The organism is Nonlabens ulvanivorans (assembly GCF_032922765.1).
In the GTDB taxonomy this organism is placed as follows: Bacteria; Bacteroidota; Bacteroidia; order Flavobacteriales; family Flavobacteriaceae; genus Nonlabens; species Nonlabens ulvanivorans.
Map to the genome: position 1 here is coordinate 55,743 of NZ_CP136694.1, position 22,272 is coordinate 78,014.

Sequence of the window (22,272 nt, forward strand, 5' to 3'; positions counted from 1 at the left end):
CAATTCCTTACCACACAAGACTTATCGCTAATAACACATCTCTTATATTTGTAGCACATGAATTTTTCCTCAAAAATATTAGAAGAAGCTGTTAATCAAGTCTCGCAATTACCAGGTATAGGTAAGCGCACGGCCTTGCGATTAGTATTACATTTAATGCGACAGCCCGCAAATCAGACAGACGTTTTATCACAAGCGCTTACTAATATGCGTCATGATTTAAAATTTTGTAAAAACTGTCATAATGTAAGTGATGTCGATATCTGTGAGATATGTGCCAGTCATAATAGAGATAAAACCATCGTTTGTGTGGTAGAAGATATACGCGATGTAATGGCGATAGAAAATACCAGCCAGTATAGAGGTTTATACCATGTTCTTGGTGGAAAAATAAGCCCGATGGACGGTATAGGTCCACAAGATTTAAATATTAAGTCTTTGATACAACGCATTCAGAATGATGGAGTTCAGGAACTTATTTTTGCGCTTAGTCCAACTATAGAAGGTGACACGACTAATTTTTATATATTTAAACAGCTCAATGGTTTAGAGGTGAACACATCTACCATAGCCAGAGGAATCGCTGTAGGAGATGAACTAGAATTTGCAGATGAGGTTACTCTAGGGCGCAGTATCTTACATCGTGTTCCTTATGAAAACTCGCTAAAAAACTAAATTTGGATTTATCCATTATCATACTTAATTATAATGCTGCAGCTTTTCTAGAGCAGTGTTTATATAGTGTTCTAAAAGCGGTCAACAATATTGATGCAGAGGTAATTGTGGTTGATAACGACTCTACAGATCACAGTATTGAGATGTTGCAAAACATTTTTCCACAAGTTAAGTTGATTACAAATCATGAAAATCTAGGGTTTTCAAAAGGGAACAATATAGGAGTGCAACACGCGCAAGGTGATTACCTGTGCATTCTTAATCCCGATACGGTTGTTGGAGAAACAGTGTTTGATGAGGTTCTCGCTTTCGCGAAAGCGAATCCACAAATAGCATTCACTACTACACAGCTTATAGATGGTACCGGAACCTACCTGCCAGAAAGCAAGCGCAACGTCCCAACTCCACAAATAGCTAGACAAAAGATTTTAGGTAATGATTCTAAATATTATGCTAGCCATTTACAAAAAGATGATAATGGAGAGGTTGAAGTCTTAGTAGGAGCAATGATGGTTTGTAAAAAGTTGGTTTATGAAGAATTAGGTGGTTTTGACCCAATGTATTTTATGTATGGTGAGGACATTGATCTAAGTTACACTGCGTTACAACATGGCTATCAAAATTATTATTTGGGCAAGCTTAAAGTCATACATTTTAAAGGCGAAAGCACGGTAAAGGATAGAAAATACTTAGAGCGTTTTTATGGCGCGATGGGGCTGTTTTACAATAAACATTTTAAGAAGTCTAAAATTGAAAAAGCATTAGTAGATTTGGCTTTAAAAGGTATTATTGCTACAAAATCTATTGAAAATGAAAGCGTTGTAAGTACAAGTAACTCATATAGAGTTTTGATTACCAATGATAATAAGCTTCAAATAGGTCTTTGTGATAAGGTAGCTACTTATAAGCAGTTGTCTGATCTTAAGTGGAATTCTCAAACACAATTTATCTGGGATACGGCCACACTTTCCTTTGATGAAATGATCAGTTTTATGGCAGACAATACATCTTCACAGTATACTTATCGCTTCTTGAACGTTAAACGTAATTTGATTATAGGAAGTGACAGTAGTTCTTCTCGCGGAGAGGTTAAAGAGCTGATACTTGAATAGCTGAAACTTAAAATAGTCCTAACGCGAGATAAATTGTGCTTTTCTTTCTTTAGAATTCTTACTTTTGCAACTTCTAAGAAAACGATATAGTTACTATACGATATGGCAAAATTTGAACTTAAATTACCTAAAATGGGTGAGTCTGTGGCTGAGGCTACAATTACTTCATGGCTTAAAAATGTAGGTGACACGATAGAGGCTGATGAGGCCATTCTTGAAATCGCAACAGATAAGGTAGATAGTGAAGTCCCTAGTGAAGTGGATGGAACGCTTGTAGAGGTACTCTTTCAAGTAGATGATGTAGTTCAAGTAGGCCAGACGATAGCTATTATTGAGACAGATGGCGATAACGCATCTGCACCAGCACCAGCTGCAACAGAAACTACTGCACCAGCAGCGACAACTGTTGAGACAGCGAGTGCACAGGTAGAAAAAGGTATGGAAACTGCTGCACCAGTAGATTATACTGATTCAGATAGTTTTTACTCTCCATTAGTAAAAAACATTGCCAAAGAAGAAAATATTTCTCTGCAAGAACTAGAGTCTATAAAAGGTACGGGTAGTAATGGTCGTGTTACTAAAAATGATATACTTAGTTACGTAGCAGATAAGAAAGCTAGTAAAACAACTACCGCTGCTGCACCACAAGCTAAAACAACTGCACCAGCCAATGCGGCAGTTCAAAAACCAGCGGCGCCGGTTAGTGTAAACGGTGGTGATGAGATAATTGAAATGACGCGTATGGGAAAACTTATTTCTCATCACATGATTGCATCAGTTCAAACTAGTGCTCATGTTCAAAGTTTTATTGAATGTGATGTTACTAATATCTGGAACTGGAGAAAGAAACATAAAGACGCCTTTGCAAAAAGAGAAGGAGAAAACCTGACGTTCACGCCTATTTTTATGGAAGCCGTTGCTAAGGCTCTTAAAGAATTCCCGATGATGAACATTGCGGTAGATGGTGATAACATTATCAAGCGCAAGAATATTAATCTAGGTATGGCAGCTGCTCTACCAGATGGTAATTTAATTGTACCAGTTATTAAAAATGCTGATCAATTAAATCTTATGGGAATGGCAAAGGCTGTAAATGACCTGGCTAGAAGGTCTAGAGATGGTAAGTTAAAGCCAGACGATACTCAAGGTGGAACTTATACAGTTACTAATGTTGGTACTTTTGGATCTGTTTTAGGAACTCCTATTATCAATCAACCGCAAGTTGGTATTCTTGCGCTAGGAGCAATCAGAAAAGTTCCTGCGGTTGTAGAAACACCACAAGGTGATTTTATAGGAATACGTATGAAGATGTTCTTGTCACACAGTTATGATCACAGAGTAGTCAATGGAGCGCTAGGTGGACAGTTTGTTCAACGAGTAGCGCAATTATTAGAAGGATTTGATGATAAACGTGAAATCTAGAATTAAATAATTACTTTATCATATTTTTATAGAAAAACCGCTTCAGTATTCTGAAGCGGTTTTTCAATTTACTTAGGTTTCATAACTCATGATTCATAAACAATTACTTAAAAACACCTTACCTTTGTCACATGGAAAAAGATATCTACTTACAGCAAATCGATTACTTTAAAGGTGCTAGGGTACTGCATTATTTTGAGTTTGTAGAGCCACAAGAAGTGAAGGACGAATATTTCAATATTCATGAAATTCACGCTGTTGTTATCTGTGATTATGAAGGCGAAGAAACTATGTTGTTCTATCTAGATGATGGTCTAGAAGTGGTCTTAGAATTCGAATTTATGATTCCTAAACAGGCAAAAGAACAAGCTGCGACAGATTTCAATGGTATCGATATCCAGTGGAAGAATAGATAATCCACTTATTTTTGGATTTCTTTTTTAAGCAATATATAAAGCCTGATACTTTCTAGCAATGTCAATGGCGTTATGATGTCTCTCTATAAATTCTCTAGCTTCTCTACCTAATTTAAAAATTTCATCAGGATGATCGATGAGGTTAGATAGTTCTTGCACTAGATAATCAACATCTGGTTTTGCATCTATAAGTGGAGCCTTTTCAAGTTCATAAGCCTTTAAAAATGGCGTCCCAGCTCCTGCAAAAACAACTTTACCTTGTGCCATAGCTTCTAGCGCATTATAACCTTGATCATAACTAAGGGCTTGATCTAGTAAGATGTGACTTTTTCGATAGGATTTGATATATTCATCATAAGGCAAATTTTCGGCAATAGTGATGTTTACTTTTTGGCCATATTTAGATTTTAAAATATCAAGAGCTTTTTCAAAATAAGGAATCCCTTTTTTAAAATAGTTACCTCTATTAATTCCCATAAAAATTTCTATAGGTTGCGCGATATGATTTTGATGCAATTCAAGTTGCTCCATAATTATTGCACTGGGAATCATATCAGCACATTTAGACTCGTCACTTAATGCCATTTGAAAATCAGTATGAGATGGTATGATGGCTTTGCACTTGCTTAATAATCTATTATAATTCTCTCGATATCCTTTTTTAAGGTATTTAAAAGTATGGAGATATTGGTTTTTTAGAGAAGTGTCTTCTAGATATGGGGTCAGTATACTGTAGCCTTGATGTTTTTCGGTTAGAAACTGTGCATATGGATAGTCATCTCCACAAGCTACTAAAAAAGCTTTGTTATTATTTTTGAGAAGGTAATCAATCATTTGCCACTCGATCGGTGGTTCACAACCCAACGCGTTTGAATTGATAAATTGAACGATATCATAACCTTTCATAAGATGCTCGCTTTCGCGGAAGCGTGCTAAACGGATATTGTCCTCTAGATTATGACCGGTGAGTTTCCACCAGGCTACTTTAACTTTTTCTCTTAACCAGTCTCTTCTAAAGTAATCGCTGCCTACCTCTATGTCTACGGGAAATTTTTTAAAACCATCACCATCGCCCACAAGGGTTACCTCGTGACCTAATTGTTGAAGTCCATATTTAAGAGAATTGTGAAAACCACTGTACTCGCCTATGAGCAAAATGCGCATAAAAGTTATCTTTGACGTAAAGATACACTGTTGAATTCATACACTAATCAAGATTTACAAATCCTTATCGCAACGATGAATAGGAGCGATCTATCTTTTCTTGAGGCTATGTTTCAATGTAGGGTAAGTGAGATTAAGTATCGTCTTATTATTGTTAATCAGTCTAAAACGACAAACCTTACCTCAGAATACGACAATATTGAGGTTTTTAATGATCAAAATTTTGGTCTTTCTCGCAGTCGCAACCTTGCTATTGAAAAAGCTTCTACTGCTATTTGTTGGATATTAGATGATGATTGTATTATTATGGATAATGCTGTTGACAAAGTTATTGCAGCTCATAACCATTGTGAACAAGAGATAATTACTTTTCAGACAGCGATTGAGAAAGGTTTGCTTTTTAGAAATTATGGTGTTGTTGAAGAAACGCTTTCGCGTAAGCGTGTAAGAGAAGTGCTTTCTCCAGAAATAACCTTTAAAAAAGAATCTATTCATGCCAGTTCAATTCAATTTGACACGAGGTTTGGATTAGGTGCCCAGTTTGGAGATAGTGAGAATTATGTATTCTTGACTGATACTATTGATAAGAATCTAAAAGTTCAATTTGTGCCGGAAACCATTGTTAAACATGATGCTCATACTAGCAGTGATGAGCCAGCAAATAATCGAGTGATTTATGCACGTGGTGCACTAGCGGCTAGAGAAAATCTATGGACAGCACAAATGAAGCAGTTTAAATATGTATTTTTCTTGTGGCGTAAAGGTTATGTAAAAGGCTGGCGCAATTTATATGATAAATACATGGTATTTAATCTCGGCATCAATGATTACCTGACTGGTTTTGAAGGTCATCGTATTGGTCATCCAGACTTATAGTTATATTTACCACATGCACGCAAAAATTATAGATGTTCCTAAAATTACGGACCCAAGAGGAAATCTTGCGGTTATAGAAGGTGATACCATTCCTTTTAAAATGGAACGCGTCTACTATTTATACGATGTTCCTAGCACCTCACAACGTGGTGGTCATGCGCATAAAGAGTTGAGACAGCTTATTATAGCGTTAAGTGGTAGCTTTGATGTGGTCCTAGATGATGGTAAAGAACAAAAAACCATCACACTTAATAAGCCAGATAAAGGTCTGTTAATACCTACCATGGTTTGGCGCGAATTAGAGAATTTCTCTAGTGGCTCTGTATGTATGGTTGTCGCTTCTATGGAGTTTAGTGAAGATGACTACATCAGAGACTATAATGAATTTAAAGACTTAGCCAGTTCTTAAATCTAACCCAATTACTTCAAGAATTTTTTTGGTCTTGTGAAGCGCTTTAAGTTGCAAACGACTCATTTTTAATAACTGTTGCTGTTTACTTGATAGATGGTCTAAGTCAATTTTTCTTTGATAATATACAGCTCTTTCAATAAGGCCGTACATTCTATAATTTACTGCTATTGAGAACCTATTAATGTCTAGATATTTTTTTAATCCTTCAATGTCTTTATATTTTTCTTCATAACAGTCAAAGTTGGTTACCGTTCTTTTAAGAATGTGTACAGCATCAGATCTGTTATCTGCTTGTTTGTCAATAATTACAGTAGCTTTATTATTAAAAGCAACAGTTTTTGTTAACCCGACTTTTATTAAAAAGTCAGTGTCCTCAGTATGCGTCAGTTCTTCGTTATAATAAATAGGGTCGTTTCCTATTAAACGCATGCAGTAGCTAGAAGAGCTTAAAATAGAGTTGAGGTAGTTTGCCTTAAAAAAAGGTTTCACTATTTGAGATTCTTGATCTTTAAGGTTGCTGAATTTAGTTCGGTTCCATCGCGATTCACCTATTTTAAGGTGATAGTTATTTGCAAATACAGAAGCTTCTGGAAATTTTTCAATCAGCTGTTCTATTTGCTCCATGTGATTGTCTAACCAGTAATCGTCAGCGTCTAGAAATGCTACATATTCATAACCTTTTTTAAGAGCAGTTTTAATTCCTCTATTTCTAGTAAAACTCACACCATGATTAGGCTGTGATATATAGGATAGTCTAGGATTATCAACTTTTTCAACAACTGAAGCGCTATAGTCTTTAGAACCGTCATCTATAACTAGTAAATCACAAGAAACAGTTTGTGCTAAAACTGAATTTATAGCACGTTCAATAGTCGCCTGTTTATTGTATACAGGTATAATAACAAGTATGTTAGGGTTACTCATCGAGTTATTCTTGAAAACAATCCTTTCGTTATATTAAAAAGAACTTTCAGTTTACTATTTCTATTTATTGTGTTAAGGTAATAAATTGAAAACAAGTCTTTTCTAAAGTAATGATCTTTTGTTCGAGAGCTGTAATCACCATCTGCATAATGCGCAATAACTCTGTTGAAATACTGATTTATTTTAAAAGGATTAAAGTTAGTGGATTTTATGAGCCTTAAAAATTATAGTTTTCGCATTTATGATGTATCAGAAACAATGCGTCAGAAGCATTTGTTAAATAAATGAATAAGACGCTACGTAATTATATAAATAGTTTCAACATCAAATAAGGACTGTGTGGCTACTGTGGTGTTTGCTTGTTTGCTTGTTTTAATAGGGAATAATGATACAATTTAAGCAAATCTAGACAGATGAGTTTCGGTTTTCTAGATCGTAGATTCTTATCTAACACTGCTTTTGTTTTATCCATTACTTTTATGAATAACTTTATGGCACCTGTTTTTTTGATTTTAAGATAAGCGCGCTGTACAGGTCTAAAATCATCGGGAATCAACCCAACTCGTTCTGAGTGAAACGTAGTATTAATAGCTTCTATCGATTTGTATAAATATACTAATGTAGGTTCAAGGCCTTTGTGAATTATAGGGTTTTCTATATGAGTGATTTGGTAATTTAAAAAATTGATTCGGTAAGAAAACACAATATCATGGCCATAATAATTGCCGCTAATAGCAGTAGATATTTTTAAAAAGGCATCTTTTTTAATCATAAAACCCATAGAAATTAGGTTTTGATAAACGTCTTTTTTGCGTTTTTCTACTGGTCTGGATTCTCGTTTAGAGCCATAAGTCCATCTTAAAAGATAAGCTTGTTCCGGAACGTTTTTACTATACGCCACTCCACCATAGATGATATCGTAACTATTAGAAATACAGCTTTCATAACGTTCTAAGAATTTATTATCTGGTAAATAAACATCGGCATCTAAAAAGATGAGGTTGTCAAATTTTGCTGCAAGTGCTAATTCTTCTCTTGCTTTATTGCGACCTAAATTCTCTGTAGAATTTATTATTGAAACTAGAGTTGACTCGTGTGGTACAAATTCTTTTTTTGAAGCATCATTAAAGACAATGATTTCATAAGGCAAGAACAACTGAGCAGTCTGTTCAATTAATTGCTCCAGTAATGGATTGCAATCATAATTATAAACAGGAATGCATATACTTATCATATCGCTTATAGTGTTTTTTGAACTACTTCAAATACTTCGCCACCATCGCATTTTAAAGTTTTTGACGGATATTTCAATAACAATGCATAATCATGTGTCGCCATAAGAATGGTATTTCCATTTTTATTGATTTGTTGTAACACTTCCATAATCTCGACACTAGTTTGTGGATCCAGGTTTCCTGTAGGCTCGTCTGCAATGATAAGTTCTGGGTCATTTAAAAGCGCTCTTGCAATGGCAATACGTTGTTGTTCTCCACCAGATAGCTCGTGCGGATATTTAAATCCGGTCGTTTTCATGCCTACTTTATCCAGTACTTGATCAATTTTCTCTTCCATCTCTGCCTTTTTCTTCCAGCCAGTGGCCTTTAAAACAAATTTGAGATTGTCCTTAATTGTACGATCAGTTAAGAGTTTAAAATCTTGAAAAACCACACCTAGTTTACGTCTTAAATACGGTATGTCACGCTCTTTTAAGGTCGATAGATTATGTTCTACTATGTTTCCTTCGCCCTTTTTAAGTGGTATATCGCCATAAAGTGTCTTCATTAAAGAACTTTTACCACTACCTGTTTTACCTATAAGATAGACAAATTCCCCTTTCTTAATACTCAAGTTAACGTCCTTAAGTATCAGATTTTCTTGCTGGTAGATGTCTACATGGTTCAATGATAAAACGTGGTCTGACATAAGTATAGGTTTTGCTGTAAAGTTACACAATGCTGTGAATAAGATTATGAATAATTAAACAGACTTTATGACGTTATAGTATCGTAAGATTTTAACTTTACTTTCCTATAAATAACATAACCCGTTATGAAAAAAATCGTGCTTACTCTGTTGCTGGCTGCTACTTCTTTTATAGAGGTTAACGCACAACAGTCCAAAATATTTACAGATGACCTGCGCACTTATAATCAGGCGATTGATTTATATCAAGAGCAGCAATATATTGCAGCGCAACGTTTATTTGAAAAAGTAAAAAATCAGGTAGAAGATGATGCCATTCAAGGTAATGCGGCATATTACATCGCAAATTGTGCCGTGCGTTTGAACCAGCGCAATGCAGACGCGCTTATGGAGTCTTTCGTTGAAGAGTACCCTACTTCTACAAAACGCAATACGGCTTTTATCGATGTGGCAGATTTCTATTTTGACAATGGTAAATACAACCAGGCGGCAAAATGGTATGAAAAGGTTGATGAGAGCACGCTTTCGCGAAAGCAAAAAAGCAGATACAATTTCAATACTGGATATACTCTAGTGCAAAGCAAAAAGTATGAAGAGGCAAAACCTTATCTCAATCGAGTTAGTGATGATCCAGAATATGGCTCACAGGCTAAATATTATCTAGGATACATCGCTTATGAAGGCGACGATTATCAAGAAGCTAGTGATTTATTTGATGAAGCTGGAGAATCACCGGATGAGGATGAAAAGCTTTCTTACTATCAGGCAGACTTAAATTATAAGTTGGGGAATTTTGATAAAGCAATAGCGCTAGCGACTGAGCAATTGCCTAAATCAACTAAAAAAGAACAGTCTGAATTAAATAGAATTATAGGGCAAAGTCTTTTTAATCAAGGTAAATATGATCAGGCACTTCCTTATCTTGAGGAGTATAAAGGTGTACGTGGCAGGTTGAATAATAACGATTACTATCAGCTAGGATATGCTTATTATAAACAAGGCGATTTTGAAAAGGCTGTAGAGACTTTTAATAAAATCGTAGATGGTGAGAACAAAACGGCACAAAATGCATACTACCATCTAGCGCAAAGCTATATTAAACTTAATAAAAGTGAAGATGCATTGAACGCTTTTAAGAAAGCGAGCGAGATGGATTTTGACGCTCAGATCCAGCAAGATGCGAGTTACAACTATGTTAAGATCAGTTATGAATACGGCAATCCATATGATAGTGTGCCTGCTGTAATACTGGCTTATCTAGAAAAATATCCAGACACGGATAAAAATGCAGAGATGAATGAATTCTTAATCGATTCATACTTCTCTTCAAAAAACTATACTGAGGCTTTGCGCCTTATGGAAGATGGACGTATTGCTGGTAATGAAGATGTATATGGTAAAGTGGCGCTTTATGAAGGTTTGAGTCAATTTAAATCAGGAGATTATAAAAAATCTATTGAAAACCTTAATAAAACCATTCAATATGCGCAGTCTGTAGATTTAAAAAAGAAAGCAACTTTTTGGAAGGCAGAAAGTTATTATGAACTCAATGATTTTCCGGCAGCACTTACCGCTTTTAATGCTGTGAAGAATATGAATAATAGTATTGAAGAAGATGAATTATTAAATTATGATCTAGCGTATACACAGTTTAAACTTAAAGATTATGCTAATGCTATCAATACATTCACGTCTTATACAAAGCAATCTGGTATTGATAATGAGCCAGCTAGATTGAATGATGCTTACCTGCGTATAGGTGATGCAAACTTTGTAAGTAAGCAATACTGGCCAGCAATGGAGGCTTATAATAAATCCATTTCAATGAATGGTTTTAATGCAGATTATGCGGCATTTCAAAAAGCTATTTCCTATGGATTTGTAGGTAAGAATGATCGTAAGATTGAAGATCTTAACGGGTTTTTAAATAAATTCAATAAATCTGCTTATCGCGATGACGTGTTGTATGAATTAGGAAATACATACATCAACACAAATAATGTTGATAAAGGTATACAGACCTATGACCGATTAATTAATGAATTTCCACAAAGTAGTTACACCTCGCAAGCGATGATGCGTAAAGGGTTACAGCTTTATAACGATTCAAAACTAGATGATGCATTAGTTGTGTTTAAAGATGTTGTAGCAAAATATCCAGGTACACCACAAGCAAATGAAGCGGTAAGTAGTGCACGATTGATTTATGTGGATCAAAACCGTACTAATGACTATGCCGCATGGGTGCGCACACTGGACTTTGTAGATGTGAGCGATTCTGAGTTGGATGATACGGCTTATGAAAGTGCAGAACAGCCATATCTACAAAATGATATGTCTGGTACAACACGTTCTATGAGAAAATATCTAGAAGAATATCCTAATGGTAAACACGCATTACAAGCACACTTTTATCTAGCACAAGCATTGTTTTCTCAAGATAAAAAACAAGAGTCTATCGCTAGTTATGAATATGTGATTAATAAAGAACGCAGTGAGTTTACAGAACAAGCTTTGGCACGTTTAAGTGAGATTTACTTGGGCGATAAAGCTTATGCAAAAGCGATTCCAGTGCTCACTCAATTAGAACAACTAGCAGATTTTCCTCAAAATGTAATTTATGCACAATCTAACCTGATGAAAGCATATTATGAGCAAGAAAATTATAACCAGTCTGTGAGTTATGCAAATAAGGTGTTGTCAGACCTTACTATAAGTGATAATGTAAGATCAGATGCAAACGTGATTATTGCTCGCTCAAGTTGGAAAACAGGAAATGAAGCTGCTGCAAAATCAGCTTATGAAGCGGTAAGATTGAATGCAAGTGGTACACTAGCGGCAGAGGCTACTTACTTTAAAGCTTATTTTGAACATAAAGCAAGTAATTATGACGCTGCCATCGCTACTGTGCAAAGTCTTACTAAAAACTATGCTGGTTATAAATTATGGACCTCAAAAGGTTTAGTAATTATGGGTAAATGTTATAACGCACAAGGACAAACATTAAATGCAACTACTATACTAGAATATGTCGTTGGTAATTTTGCTCAATACCCAGAAGTAGTCGCTAGCGCTCAAGCAGAATTAGACGCTATAAAAACTAACGCCGCCAAAACAAATTCATCAGTAGTTCCTGCAGGAAATTAATAAGAAGCATTATGAAATTATATCAATCATATATATCAGTTGTCATCGCATTAATAGCTTTTAGCAATGTGCAGGCACAAGTAGAAGAAGAAAGTGAATTGAATGGAGGAACCATTACGGTTGTAAAACCTTATGATCCTACCATTAGTGATGCTTTTAAAGTAAAAAGCACGCCATCAGTAAATGATACTACTAAGGTGAAGAAAAAGCCAGTTACCTATAGCATTTTCTCTGTGCCGGTAGCATCTACTTTTACACCAGACAAAGGAAAATTGTCTAGACGCAAAGCTCCTAAAAGAGCAAAATTCTTTGATAATTATGCACGATTAGGTGTTGGTAATTACGTGAACATCTTAGGAGAGTTTGCAGGTAATTTTGAAATAGATAGAGACTCAGATGTAGGCGTGTTTTTTAATCATAACTCATCGCAAGGTGGTATCGATGACATTGCTTTTGACGATGATTTTTCAGATACGTCTCTAGACATATCTTATGGAAAACGCAACCGCGATTCAAATTGGGGAATTACCGCTGGTGGTAGGTATCAAACCGCAAACTGGTATGGTGTAGCACCAGTAGCGTTATCTAGTGTGCCTATGGGGATTGAGGTAGATGCTGGAACTTCTTATTTAACGATAGGCTTGTCTGGTAAAGCACAGTTCTTTGATTCTGTTTTAGAAAAAGTTGAGGTAGGACTTTCTAATATAAGTTCTGGTAATGATGGTTCAGAAACTCGAGTAAGATTACAACCACAATTAGCATTTGAAGTGCTTGAGGAAGAAATTGCATTAGGAGTTGAGGTAGATTACTTAACCGGTTCTTTTGATACACAAGGATCGCAACCGGCGCCAGACGCATATTCTTATTTAAACATAGGAGCAAATCCTAGTATCAATCTTTATGGCGACAAGTATAAAGTAGAGTTAGGAGCTCGATTAAATTATATCACAGACAGTGAGAATTCTGAAAGTAACTTTTATGTCTATCCAGATATTAATGCCAGCTATATATTGATGGAAGAAAAAGTGATTGCTTATACGGTCATCGGTGGTGGATTAGATATGAATACATTACAAAATTTTGCAGATGAGAACGTATTTATCGCTCCAGCAATAACCGTAGCGCCTACTAATCGTCAAGTAGATGCACAATTAGGGATCAAAGGAAAGCTGTCTTCTAATTTTGGTTACAAGCTTTATGGAGGTTATAGCTTAGAAGAAAACAGATATTTCTATACTAAAGATAATAATGCCATTTTTACAGGAATCGGAGTTGAGCGACCATCCTACAATTATGCAAATACATTTGCGACTCAATATGGTGATTTAAACACATTGACTTTTGGAGGATCTGCAAGTTTAGATTTAAATACTCAATTTAATCTAACTTTAAATACTCAGTTCATGAGTTATGATGTCACTAATGGCGACGATTTTGATAATGTAGCATCGCAGTTACCAACCTTTACGGCAGATATTGTAGGAAACTATGATATCAATGATAAATGGAACATCGGGACAACGCTATACTTCGTCGGAGAACGTGATGTTTTCAGAACCGGTAACACAACGGCAACAGAAACTTTAGATTCTTTTATAGACTTGAACCTAGATATCAATTATAAAATCAATCCTAAGTTGACCGCTTTCTTAAGAGGTCACAATCTTACTGGCGGCAACTACCAGTATTACTTAGATTATCCAGTACAGAATTTACAGATTTTAGGTGGTGCTGTATATAAGTTTGATTTTTAAAATTTCGCTTCGTGAAATAGCAAAGAATAAACCTTTTAAAAAATTAATTTTTTGATTTAATAAAGGTATCAATAGATTTCAATGAGATAAAATCAGTATTCTAAAGTAGGAATAGACAATATATAGAGTCTATATAAAATTAATACTTTATTAAATAGAAATGGCAATTATTGACGCAGGTACAGGGTTTTCAATTGAATTAATTAATTGGCGATTAGAATTAAGAGGAGAATACAAAGGACTTCCTTTATATGAAGCTATAGGAGGACAAGTAACAGCAATTGCTTTGGTAGAGACACCAGCAATTGGACAAAAAGCTAAAGTGGATGAGAAAGATCAAAAACTAGTAGGACCCGTAATGATTCCCGACTTGAAAATGTTTAGAAATCAAGGGGCTAACGGAAAGGAAAATTGCTACTGGTATTTTTCTGCAGAGACGATAGAGAAGCTTCAAAAAAGTTTTGCAGGTAAAATTAAGATTGGACATTAACTAAATAAAACATTTTTTTAGAAAATACAATGTTTTTCGACTCAAGTGGTGTGTCTTATTTAAAACAAATACAATTAAACTTTCACAGCATTTTATATTTCTGTTCGTTTTCTATGGCTTAATTTTCGGTCATGAAAAAAATCTACCTACTCGCACTATCTATTATTTTAATTTCTTGTAATAAGGAGCAGCAAGCAACTGCCGATTTAGTTATTACCAATGCAAAAATTTATACCGTAGATAATGACTTCTCTATGGCAACAGCAATGGCTGTAAAAGATGGTAAAATCCTCGCTACAGGAACTGACGCTGAGATGGAAGTTTATAAAGCTACACAAAACATAGACGCTCAAGGAAAAGCCATTGTTCCTGGATTAATAGACGGGCATTGCCATTTCTATGGATTAGGACAGCAATTACAACGCGTAGATCTAGTAGGAACTAAAAGCTATGATGAGGTGCTAGAAAGAATCTCTAGTTTCCAAAAAGAGAAAAATAAATTTTTTATCATAGGTCGTGGTTGGGATCAAAACGACTGGGAAATTCAAGAATTCCCTTCAAATCAAGAGCTTAATGAAATGTTTCCTGACACACCAGTCGCCATTACTCGTATAGACGGTCACGCCATGATTGCAAATCAGGCCGCACTAGACGCAGCAGGAATAACCACAACTACAGACGCATCTGGCGGAGCTATTGAGATTAAAGATGGCAAACTCACAGGGATTTTAGTCGATAATCCTATGGAATTAGTAGAGGCTGTTTTTCCTAAAGAAACAACTCAAGAATCTATCGCATCGTTAATGGCGGCACAAGACATCAATTTGAGTTATGGATTAACCACGGTAGATGATGCAGGATTATATAGAGAAACTATAGAGTTAATAGACAGTTTACAACAAGCTGGAGATTTAAAAGTTAAGATGTATGTGATGATTAGCAACACGCCAGAGAATCTAGATTATTACCTCAATAAAGGAATCATAAAAACAGATCGTTTAAATGTAAGATCTGTTAAGTTTTATGCAGATGGTGCTCTAGGAAGTCGTGGTGCAGCGATGAAGGAACCTTATTCTGATAGACACGATCATTATGGAGCGCTACTTAGCCCTATAGAAACCATTAAAGAAACAGCGGCTCGTATTGCAGCAACAGAATACCAAATGAACACGCACGCCATAGGTGATAGCGCTAACTACGTGGTTTTAAAAACCTACCAAGAATTATTAAAAGATAAAACAGACAGACGCTGGAGAATTGAACATGCTCAAATCGTTGACTCTGCAGATTTCAATCTTTTTGACGAGCAAAATATTCTGCCATCTGTACAGCCTACACATGCGACCAGTGATATGTACTGGGCACAAGATCGAGTAGGAGCAGACCGAATTAAAGGTGCCTATGCTTATCAAACCTTATTAAAACAATCTAACAGAATAGCTCTTGGAACTGATTATCCTGTAGAACAAGTGAATCCGTTTTTGACATTTTATGCCGCAGTAGCTCGTCAAGACACCAGTGGCTTTCCAGAAGGTGGTTTTTTACCAGAACAAGCCTTGAGTAGAGAAGATGCCTTAAGAGGTATGACTATTTGGGCGGCTTATTTCAATTTTGAAGAAACAGAAAAAGGAAGTCTAGAGCCAGGAAAAGCCGCAGACTTTGTGATATTGAATGATAATATCATGGAGATTCCAGTAACTCAATTACATCAGGCAACTGTAAAGTCAACATTCATAAATGGAGAACTGGTTTATGAGTCTAAGTAGCAAATACCTGACTCATATCCTTGAACGCTTTGAATTCTAATGCATTGCCACTAGGGTCTTTAAAGAACATAGTGGCTTGCTCACCTGGCAATCCTTCAAATCTTATGTATGGTTCTATGATGAACTCGATGCCTTTTTCTTGAACCGCTTTCGCGAAAGCGTGAAAAACATCCCACTCTAGCACCACACCAAAATGAGGAACTGGCACAGCTTTTCCATCTACGGCATTTGTTGCATTTACAGGAGCATTGTCAGAAATATGAATCACTAGTTGATGACCGAAGAAATTAAAATCTACCCAATGGTCTGAACTACGTCCTTCTTCACAACCTAAAGTATCGCGATAAAATGCACGGGTAGTGGTGATTTCCTTAACAGGAATAGCGAGGTGGAAAGGTGTTAATTTCATAATAGCATAAATTTAAAAAGCCACCCTAAATATAAGGTGGCTTTTTAAAATATCTTGAAATGTTTTATTAAACGATGCCATCTACAATACCATATGCAACAGCTTCATCTGCTCCCATCCAGTAATCACGATTAAAGTCTTTCATTACCTTTTCAAATGTTTGGCCACAATTGTCTGCAAGAATGTGAGCGCTTAGTTCTTTAGTTTTAAGAATTTCGGCAGCTGTGATTTCTATATCTGCACTTGTTCCACGTGCTCCACCACTAGGCTGGTGTATCATAACACGACCATGCTTTTGAATAAAACGGCGTCCTTTTTCTCCTCCAGAAAGTAAAAGAGATCCCATAGATGCGGCAAGACCAGAGCATACCGTGCTTACTGGACTTTTAATTTGCTGCATCGTATCATAAATGGAGAAACCTGAAGTCACATAACCACCTGGGCTATTGATGACAAATGTAATTTCTTCATGGCTTACTGAATCTAGATAAAGTAATCTATCTACACAATGCTTTGCAGTTTGATCATTAACCATTCCCCATATAAAAATTTTACGTTGTTCTATATGGACATTATCTATCTTATCTTGAAGTTTAGATGTTTTGCTCATTCAATTTTATTTAAGTGTTAAAAATAAGGAATCTAAAAAAAATAATTACCGATTTAACAAGACTATATGGTCTCACCTTCTTTACCGTATTCGTTTTTATAAATTTTTAGAAGTAGCAAAAATAAGCTAACTAAAAGTGGTCCAAAAATTAAACCTATGAATCCAAATAAAGGCACGCCTACAACGACACCTATTAATGTAACCAAAGGATGTACATCTGCGAGTCTTTTTTGAACAACGAGTCTGAACAGGTTGTCTGTAGAGCCTACCACAATCACGCCGTATATTAATATACCGATTGCCGCTGCAGTTTCTCCTTGAGAAAATAATAAAATAGTCACTGGTAAGATACCCAATGCTGTTCCTACAAAAGGTATCATACTTCCTATAACTGTAATTACAAACCAGAAAAACGGATTTTCAACTCCAAAAATGAAGTAGCCAATCAGTGCGACGATACCTTGTAATAATGCCACTAGCGGTATGCCTATAGCGTTAGATTTTACTAAGTCGATACTTTCTTTTCCAATAATTTTTAAATTCTTTTCTTTTAATGGCATATAAACTAATGCTGCTTCAAGCCATTTTTTACGATCAACCAGCATGAAGTATAATAAGAAAAACATGATCCCTATAGAAATGGAAACGGTAAGACTAGAGTTAGCAAGATTTTGAACATTACTGGATACCCAACTGCTCACTTCTTCAGTATTGATGTTTTCAGACACATTCACTCCTATAAGATTCTCTGTTTCTGCTACTTTTGACTTTATGGTTTCTGTGATTTGAGTACTATTATCAATAGCGGTCTTTACCTTTGAACTCATCATTAAACCTATACCTACTATAGGTAGTAATATGATTACAAAGGAAAATACGATAAGAAGTGAAGAGGCTACAGACGGTTTCCATTTTTTTGCTTCTAACCATTTTTGCACTGGTTCTAATAGCACGTATAAAGTAATCGCACCTAGCAAACCACCTAGGTATGGTGCTAGCTCTTTACCAATAAGGTAAAGGATATACATTATCACAATCAGAATAAATATCTGACGTATTTTAATCGTAGGGATTTGACGAGACATAGGTTAGTTATTACGCAAGGCGTCTATAAGTTCTTGTTTATTCATATTGGACCTACCATCTATGTCTATTTCCTTAGCTTTCTGGTAGAGTTCATCTTTTGTTCTAGACTCATAGTTACTAGCTTTACCGCCTTTTTCACCAGCTTTTTTAGTATTAGCAATGCGAGCCGCTTTTTCTTTAGAGTAACCTTGGTCACGCAAGGCTTCATACTGATCTCTATTCTTAATTGAATCCATTTTTATTTTTAAGATAATTCAATCTCAATAATAACTCTGTTAAAATGACTCTAATTAAGCTTTTGATAAGAAATCAAGAATGTGCTTAGTGTTTTCTTCAGTATGCAAACTATGGCCACCTGTTTGTGTCTCAATATAGGTAGCGTTTTTCATGCGTCCTGCAATAGCTTTACTCGCTGAGCAAGGAACTATTGCGTCTTGTTGAGCATGTAATAATAATGTGTCAGCCTCTATATTTACTGCAAAATCTGCCGCATTAAATTTCTCTATTTCATAACCAAATTTCTCTTTTAGCGTTGCGTTTAACCCATTATAAACACGGTTATTGAAACTGAGTAGCTTTTGATAGTCTTGCATAATTGTCTCTAGTGAGTTAGGGCCACCTAATAAAATTAATTTTTTAAGACTAGGAGAAGGATGGTGGTATTCATTATAAATGGTCGCCATCGCGCCTACACTATGAGAAATGATTATTTCTGGTTCGTACAATTCAATGGTTGATTTGATAACCTTTGAGTACTTAATAGCGGTAAATAATTTACCGCTAGAATTACCATGAGCAGGTCCATCTACAGCAATAATGTTTAAATCTAATTTCTTTAAATCATCAAATAAATATTTCCATCTAAAAGCGTTTGATTCCCATCCATGATTTAATAACACAGTAGGACCATTACCTTTCCAATGATAAAGCATAAAGAGACAATCTTCAGACGTGATGCGCTGTTGACGTGCCGTGTTTAAAAATGTAGCCTGATGTTCTAGAATACGACCTCTACGAGGTGTGCTAAAAACTTTTAGGGCTAGTTGTGCTGCCTTTTTCTTTGAGAATAGGCTTATGAGGTTAAAATAAAAGCCATACAGTTTAGGTATGGCTTTTTGTAATAATTGTTTCATGAAATAATTTTACCAGCTTACAAAAACATATTTAGGCGCGGCTGTATCAGGAATCATTGTTTTTTCAATAGGTGCCGTCATATCAAATCTGATTTCTGGTGGCAACAAGTCTTTACTGATCGTAAAGTAAAAATTTTGATCGTCTATTCTTACGACAGCATCTTTTATCATATTATCAATACTTGATACATTGTATGCAGAACTTATCGTTTTATAATCGCTTTCAATAGTGATGCCTTTTTCTGTAGTATAACGATTATCCCTTATGCGTACATATTCGATTGTAGATGTGCTGTCCTCTTCCACAGGTGTAAGTGTCAACAAATGTTTACCGCCTTTTTCATAAATTTCAATAGCACTTGGTCCATTACTGAATTCATCACCTTTGATGTTTTTTACAATACTATCATTAGAGTATAAGCTGTCTAATTGATAAACCATCATTTCTTTAGTCAGATGTCCTACTCGATCTTTGTTCCATTCAAATGGATTTTGTTTTTTAGTACAGGATGCTACTGCGATGACTAGGATAAGTAATAAGAGAGTCTTTTTCATGCGGTGGGTTTTTTGAAGTTGCAAAACTACTTTTAGTTATGATAACAAACGATTAAAATGATTATAAATTTTACTTGAGAGCTTTTCCTAATATTCCCATGACACCTCTTATGAAACTGGCACTAGTAAGCACTTTAATAATAGGGTTTTGTCTAGTGCTAGTGCGTCTAGAGGAGCTTTTTTTAGCTTTGGCTTTTTCTACTTTAGCCTTTTCTTTTATTTCGTCTTCGTTTGCTTTTTCTATTTTCTCTTGAAGAATTTCTTCAGCGCTTTCACGATTGATTTCTTCATTGTACTTATCAGTCAGTTCAGAGTCTGCGATGAGGTCACTTAACTCTCTGTCGGTTAACACATCCATTCTACTCGCTGGTGCTCTTAAAAGAGTTACCGCAAGTGGACTAGGTCTTCCTTTTTCATCTAGAGCAGATATTAAAGCTTCTCCAATTCCCAAAGAAGTTAATACTTCGGCAGTATCATAAAATTCTGTTTCAGGATAGTTTTGAGCAGTCAGTTTAATAGCTTTACGATCCTTGGCTGTAAATGCACGTAATGCATGTTGAATTTTAAGACCTAACTGACTCAAAACACCTTCAGGTATATCCGTAGGATTTTGAGTTACAAAATAAAGACCTATACCTTTTGACCGTATTAACTTTACAATACTTTCTATTTGATCTAATAATGCACCACTCGCTTGATCAAAAATCAAATGCGCTTCATCAATAAACATGATGAGTTCCGGTTGATCTGCATCACCTTGCTCAGGAAATGTGCTATAAATCTCCGCCAGTAGGCTCAACATAAATGTTGAGAATAATTTAGGTCTATCTTGAATATCTGTCAGACGTATTACATTAACATAACCACGTCCTTCTCTGTCTCTACGTACTAAATCTTTTACTTCAAAACTGCGTTCACCAAAGAATTGATCTGCACCTTGTTGTTCTAGTTCAATAATTTTTCTTAAAATCGCTCCTGTTGAAGAAGTTGATATACGCCCATATTCTGCTTGAAACTCTTCTTTTCCTGTTCCAGTAGCATATTGTAATACTTTTTTAAGATCTTCTAAATCTAATAGTGGTAATTTATTATCGTCACAATATTTAAATACTACTGAAATAATTCCTGCCTGAGTTTCTGTTACGTCTAAAATTCGCGAAAGCAATACTGGCCCAAATTCACTGACCGTTGCTCTCATTCTTATTCCTTCTTGCTCAGAGATGGTCATGATTTCGACAGGAGAGTTGTGTGCGGTATAATCAAGGCCTATTTTTTCATGACGTTCATCAATCTTAGGATGTCCATCACTAGCGGCAGCTATACCCGATAAGTCACCTTTAATATCCATTAATAAAGATGGAATTCCTTTTTGAGAAAGCTGTTCTGCTATGATTTGCAGGGTTTTAGTTTTACCAGTTCCTGTTGCACCAGCGATAAGGCCATGTCTGTTCATGGTCTTAAGTGGGATTTTTACATGTGCACCCGTTAAGGTTTCACCGTTGAGCATGGCTGCACCCATGATGATTGAGTCACCTTTTGGGTTATAACCTTCAGTTATTATTTTATGTAAAGAATCTTTATCTGACATTATAAGTTGATTTAAAATCAAAAATAATCAAATTAAGACGTAACAAAGTTAGCCCGTCTGGGAATTTGTGAATTTATGAGACAATGAACTCTGCAGTTTAATTCAGTTTTACGATACTGATATTACAAAAGTCTAGGTTTTCTGTACTGCCGCTATTTAGCCAAAATTCAACCGTGATGGTCTGATTTGCATTTAATTTAAGTGTTACTGTACCTGATGTACCCCAGTAATCTGAACTAGGTAAAGTTGTATAACCTCTACTTAAATAACCAGATCGAGAGCCGTTTATAAAAGCTGCCAATATATATTTATGAGTTCCAGCGGTCATACTGCGTATAGATATACCGCCAGATATCTGATAGATGCCGTTTTTTAATACGGTAATGCTGCTGTCACCATTTATAGTAAAGTCAGCAGTGTCTGTTTCAGCTATTTCTGATGTTGACGCTCCTATAGGTAAATTGTTGAAGGTGCCATTTGATGGAATTGTTTCAGAGCCAGCAAAGTTTCTGTTAAGTACAACGCTAGAATTATTTTTCTTTGATTCCCAACTTCCATTGTTGAAAATAAAAAGCGCAGATTCTGTCGTGTTGAAAATAATACTGCCCTCGAGTGGTGTAGGTATAGAAAGCATTTGTGAGGTGTTCATTCTGGGAGGTACCAAACCGCCAGTAGTACTTTCTATTTGTAATGCGCTACCATCATCAGGTGTGTCTGTATTAATTCCTACCTGCGCGGCACTCAAAAAACTTATTAATAATAAAATGTGTACCAGTATATTTCTTTTCATTTTGCAAATAAAAGATAAAA

Annotated in this window: 22 protein-coding genes; 10 read left to right on the forward strand and 12 right to left on the reverse strand. The window is 35.6% G+C overall.

The window, feature by feature from the left end:
• Nucleotides 1-57: 57 nt before the first annotated feature.
• The 4 genes from recR to R1T42_RS00130 all read left to right on the forward strand — a co-directional run bounded on the left by recR (nt 58) and on the right by R1T42_RS00130 (nt 3,625).
• The gene (gene recR / locus R1T42_RS00115; RefSeq protein WP_036581944.1) at nt 58-675 is read left to right on the forward strand and encodes a recombination mediator RecR; all 618 of its coding nucleotides are present in this window, start codon (nt 58-60) and stop codon (nt 673-675) included.
• 2 nt (nt 676-677) lie between these two features.
• Nucleotides 678-1,787 carry a glycosyltransferase family 2 protein gene (locus R1T42_RS00120; RefSeq protein WP_317290823.1) on the forward strand — a complete coding sequence of 370 codons (1,110 nt, stop codon included), beginning with the start codon at nt 678-680 and terminating at the stop codon, nt 1,785-1,787.
• A gap of 102 nt (nt 1,788-1,889) precedes the next feature.
• Nucleotides 1,890-3,209, forward strand: a complete 1,320-nt coding sequence (locus tag R1T42_RS00125; RefSeq protein ID WP_317290824.1) for a dihydrolipoamide acetyltransferase family protein — start codon at nt 1,890-1,892, stop codon at nt 3,207-3,209.
• Between the two features lie 131 nt (nt 3,210-3,340).
• Complete coding sequence (locus tag R1T42_RS00130; protein WP_317290825.1) at nt 3,341-3,625, forward strand: hypothetical protein; 285 nt, start codon at nt 3,341-3,343, stop codon at nt 3,623-3,625.
• A 24-nt stretch (nt 3,626-3,649) separates the two neighbouring features.
• Here R1T42_RS00130 and R1T42_RS00135 read toward each other — a convergent pair whose 3' ends face one another.
• The gene (locus tag R1T42_RS00135) at nt 3,650-4,789 is read right to left on the reverse strand and encodes a glycosyltransferase (RefSeq protein WP_317290826.1); all 1,140 of its coding nucleotides are present in this window, start codon (nt 4,787-4,789) and stop codon (nt 3,650-3,652) included.
• A gap of 30 nt (nt 4,790-4,819) precedes the next feature.
• Between R1T42_RS00135 and R1T42_RS00140 the strand changes: the two genes are divergently transcribed.
• Both R1T42_RS00140 and R1T42_RS00145 read left to right on the forward strand, forming a co-directional pair.
• Nucleotides 4,820-5,665, forward strand: a complete 846-nt coding sequence (locus R1T42_RS00140; protein ID WP_317290827.1) for a glycosyltransferase family 2 protein — start codon at nt 4,820-4,822, stop codon at nt 5,663-5,665.
• A gap of 13 nt (nt 5,666-5,678) precedes the next feature.
• Nucleotides 5,679-6,074: a sugar 3,4-ketoisomerase gene (locus R1T42_RS00145; RefSeq protein ID WP_317290828.1), complete on the forward strand. Its 396-nt coding sequence runs from the start codon at nt 5,679-5,681 to the stop codon at nt 6,072-6,074.
• Here R1T42_RS00145 and R1T42_RS00150 read toward each other — a convergent pair.
• The 3 genes from R1T42_RS00150 to R1T42_RS00160 form a co-directional block, all read right to left on the reverse strand.
• Nucleotides 6,060-7,001, reverse strand: a complete 942-nt coding sequence (locus R1T42_RS00150) for a glycosyltransferase family 2 protein (RefSeq protein ID WP_317290829.1) — start codon at nt 6,999-7,001, stop codon at nt 6,060-6,062. The two genes, R1T42_RS00145 and R1T42_RS00150, sit on opposite strands and share 15 nt — an antisense overlap.
• Before the next feature lie 343 nt (nt 7,002-7,344).
• The gene (locus tag R1T42_RS00155; protein ID WP_317290830.1) at nt 7,345-8,235 is read right to left on the reverse strand and encodes a glycosyltransferase family 2 protein; all 891 of its coding nucleotides are present in this window, start codon (nt 8,233-8,235) and stop codon (nt 7,345-7,347) included.
• Between the two features lie 5 nt (nt 8,236-8,240).
• Nucleotides 8,241-8,924, reverse strand: coding sequence for a cell division ATP-binding protein FtsE (locus R1T42_RS00160; RefSeq protein ID WP_317290831.1), 684 nt, complete (start codon nt 8,922-8,924; stop codon nt 8,241-8,243).
• Nucleotides 8,925-9,050: 126 nt separating this feature from the next.
• On the opposite strand from R1T42_RS00160, the gene R1T42_RS00165 reads away from it, so the two are divergent.
• The 4 genes from R1T42_RS00165 to R1T42_RS00180 all read left to right on the forward strand — a co-directional run bounded on the left by R1T42_RS00165 (nt 9,051) and on the right by R1T42_RS00180 (nt 16,081).
• Nucleotides 9,051-12,071 (forward strand): tetratricopeptide repeat protein, encoded by a 3,021-nt coding sequence (locus R1T42_RS00165; protein WP_317290832.1) that lies wholly within the window; start codon nt 9,051-9,053, stop codon nt 12,069-12,071.
• Between the two features lie 11 nt (nt 12,072-12,082).
• On the forward strand, nt 12,083-13,825 hold the full coding sequence (locus R1T42_RS00170; protein ID WP_317290833.1) for a TonB-dependent receptor: 1,743 nt from the start codon (nt 12,083-12,085) through the stop codon (nt 13,823-13,825).
• 160 nt (nt 13,826-13,985) lie between these two features.
• Nucleotides 13,986-14,315, forward strand: coding sequence for a hypothetical protein (locus R1T42_RS00175; protein ID WP_317290834.1), 330 nt, complete (start codon nt 13,986-13,988; stop codon nt 14,313-14,315).
• A gap of 131 nt (nt 14,316-14,446) precedes the next feature.
• Nucleotides 14,447-16,081 (forward strand): amidohydrolase, encoded by a 1,635-nt coding sequence (locus R1T42_RS00180; RefSeq protein ID WP_317290835.1) that lies wholly within the window; start codon nt 14,447-14,449, stop codon nt 16,079-16,081.
• Here R1T42_RS00180 and R1T42_RS00185 read toward each other — a convergent pair.
• The 8 genes from R1T42_RS00185 to R1T42_RS00220 all read right to left on the reverse strand — a co-directional run bounded on the left by R1T42_RS00185 (nt 16,074) and on the right by R1T42_RS00220 (nt 22,252).
• Entirely contained in the window at nt 16,074-16,490 is a 417-nt protein-coding gene (locus R1T42_RS00185; protein ID WP_036581921.1) for a VOC family protein, read from the reverse strand. The two genes, R1T42_RS00180 and R1T42_RS00185, sit on opposite strands and share 8 nt — an antisense overlap.
• Nucleotides 16,491-16,557: 67 nt before the next feature.
• On the reverse strand, nt 16,558-17,100 hold the full coding sequence (locus R1T42_RS00190) for a ClpP family protease (RefSeq protein ID WP_036581920.1): 543 nt from the start codon (nt 17,098-17,100) through the stop codon (nt 16,558-16,560).
• Between the two features lie 62 nt (nt 17,101-17,162).
• Entirely contained in the window at nt 17,163-18,185 is a 1,023-nt protein-coding gene (locus tag R1T42_RS00195) for an AI-2E family transporter (protein ID WP_042297080.1), read from the reverse strand.
• A gap of 3 nt (nt 18,186-18,188) precedes the next feature.
• A complete protein-coding gene (locus R1T42_RS00200) occupies nt 18,189-18,422 on the reverse strand; it encodes a DUF7218 family protein (protein ID WP_036581916.1) in 234 nt (77 codons plus the stop codon).
• A 54-nt stretch (nt 18,423-18,476) separates the two neighbouring features.
• Nucleotides 18,477-19,319 carry an alpha/beta fold hydrolase gene (locus R1T42_RS00205; RefSeq protein WP_317290836.1) on the reverse strand — a complete coding sequence of 281 codons (843 nt, stop codon included), beginning with the start codon at nt 19,317-19,319 and terminating at the stop codon, nt 18,477-18,479.
• A gap of 9 nt (nt 19,320-19,328) precedes the next feature.
• On the reverse strand, nt 19,329-19,874 hold the full coding sequence (locus tag R1T42_RS00210; protein WP_042248164.1) for a hypothetical protein: 546 nt from the start codon (nt 19,872-19,874) through the stop codon (nt 19,329-19,331).
• A gap of 70 nt (nt 19,875-19,944) precedes the next feature.
• Nucleotides 19,945-21,462, reverse strand: a complete 1,518-nt coding sequence (locus R1T42_RS00215; RefSeq protein WP_317290837.1) for a helicase HerA-like domain-containing protein — start codon at nt 21,460-21,462, stop codon at nt 19,945-19,947.
• A gap of 97 nt (nt 21,463-21,559) precedes the next feature.
• On the reverse strand, nt 21,560-22,252 hold the full coding sequence (locus R1T42_RS00220) for a hypothetical protein (RefSeq protein WP_317290838.1): 693 nt from the start codon (nt 22,250-22,252) through the stop codon (nt 21,560-21,562).
• Between the last annotated feature and the right edge of the window lie 20 nt (nt 22,253-22,272).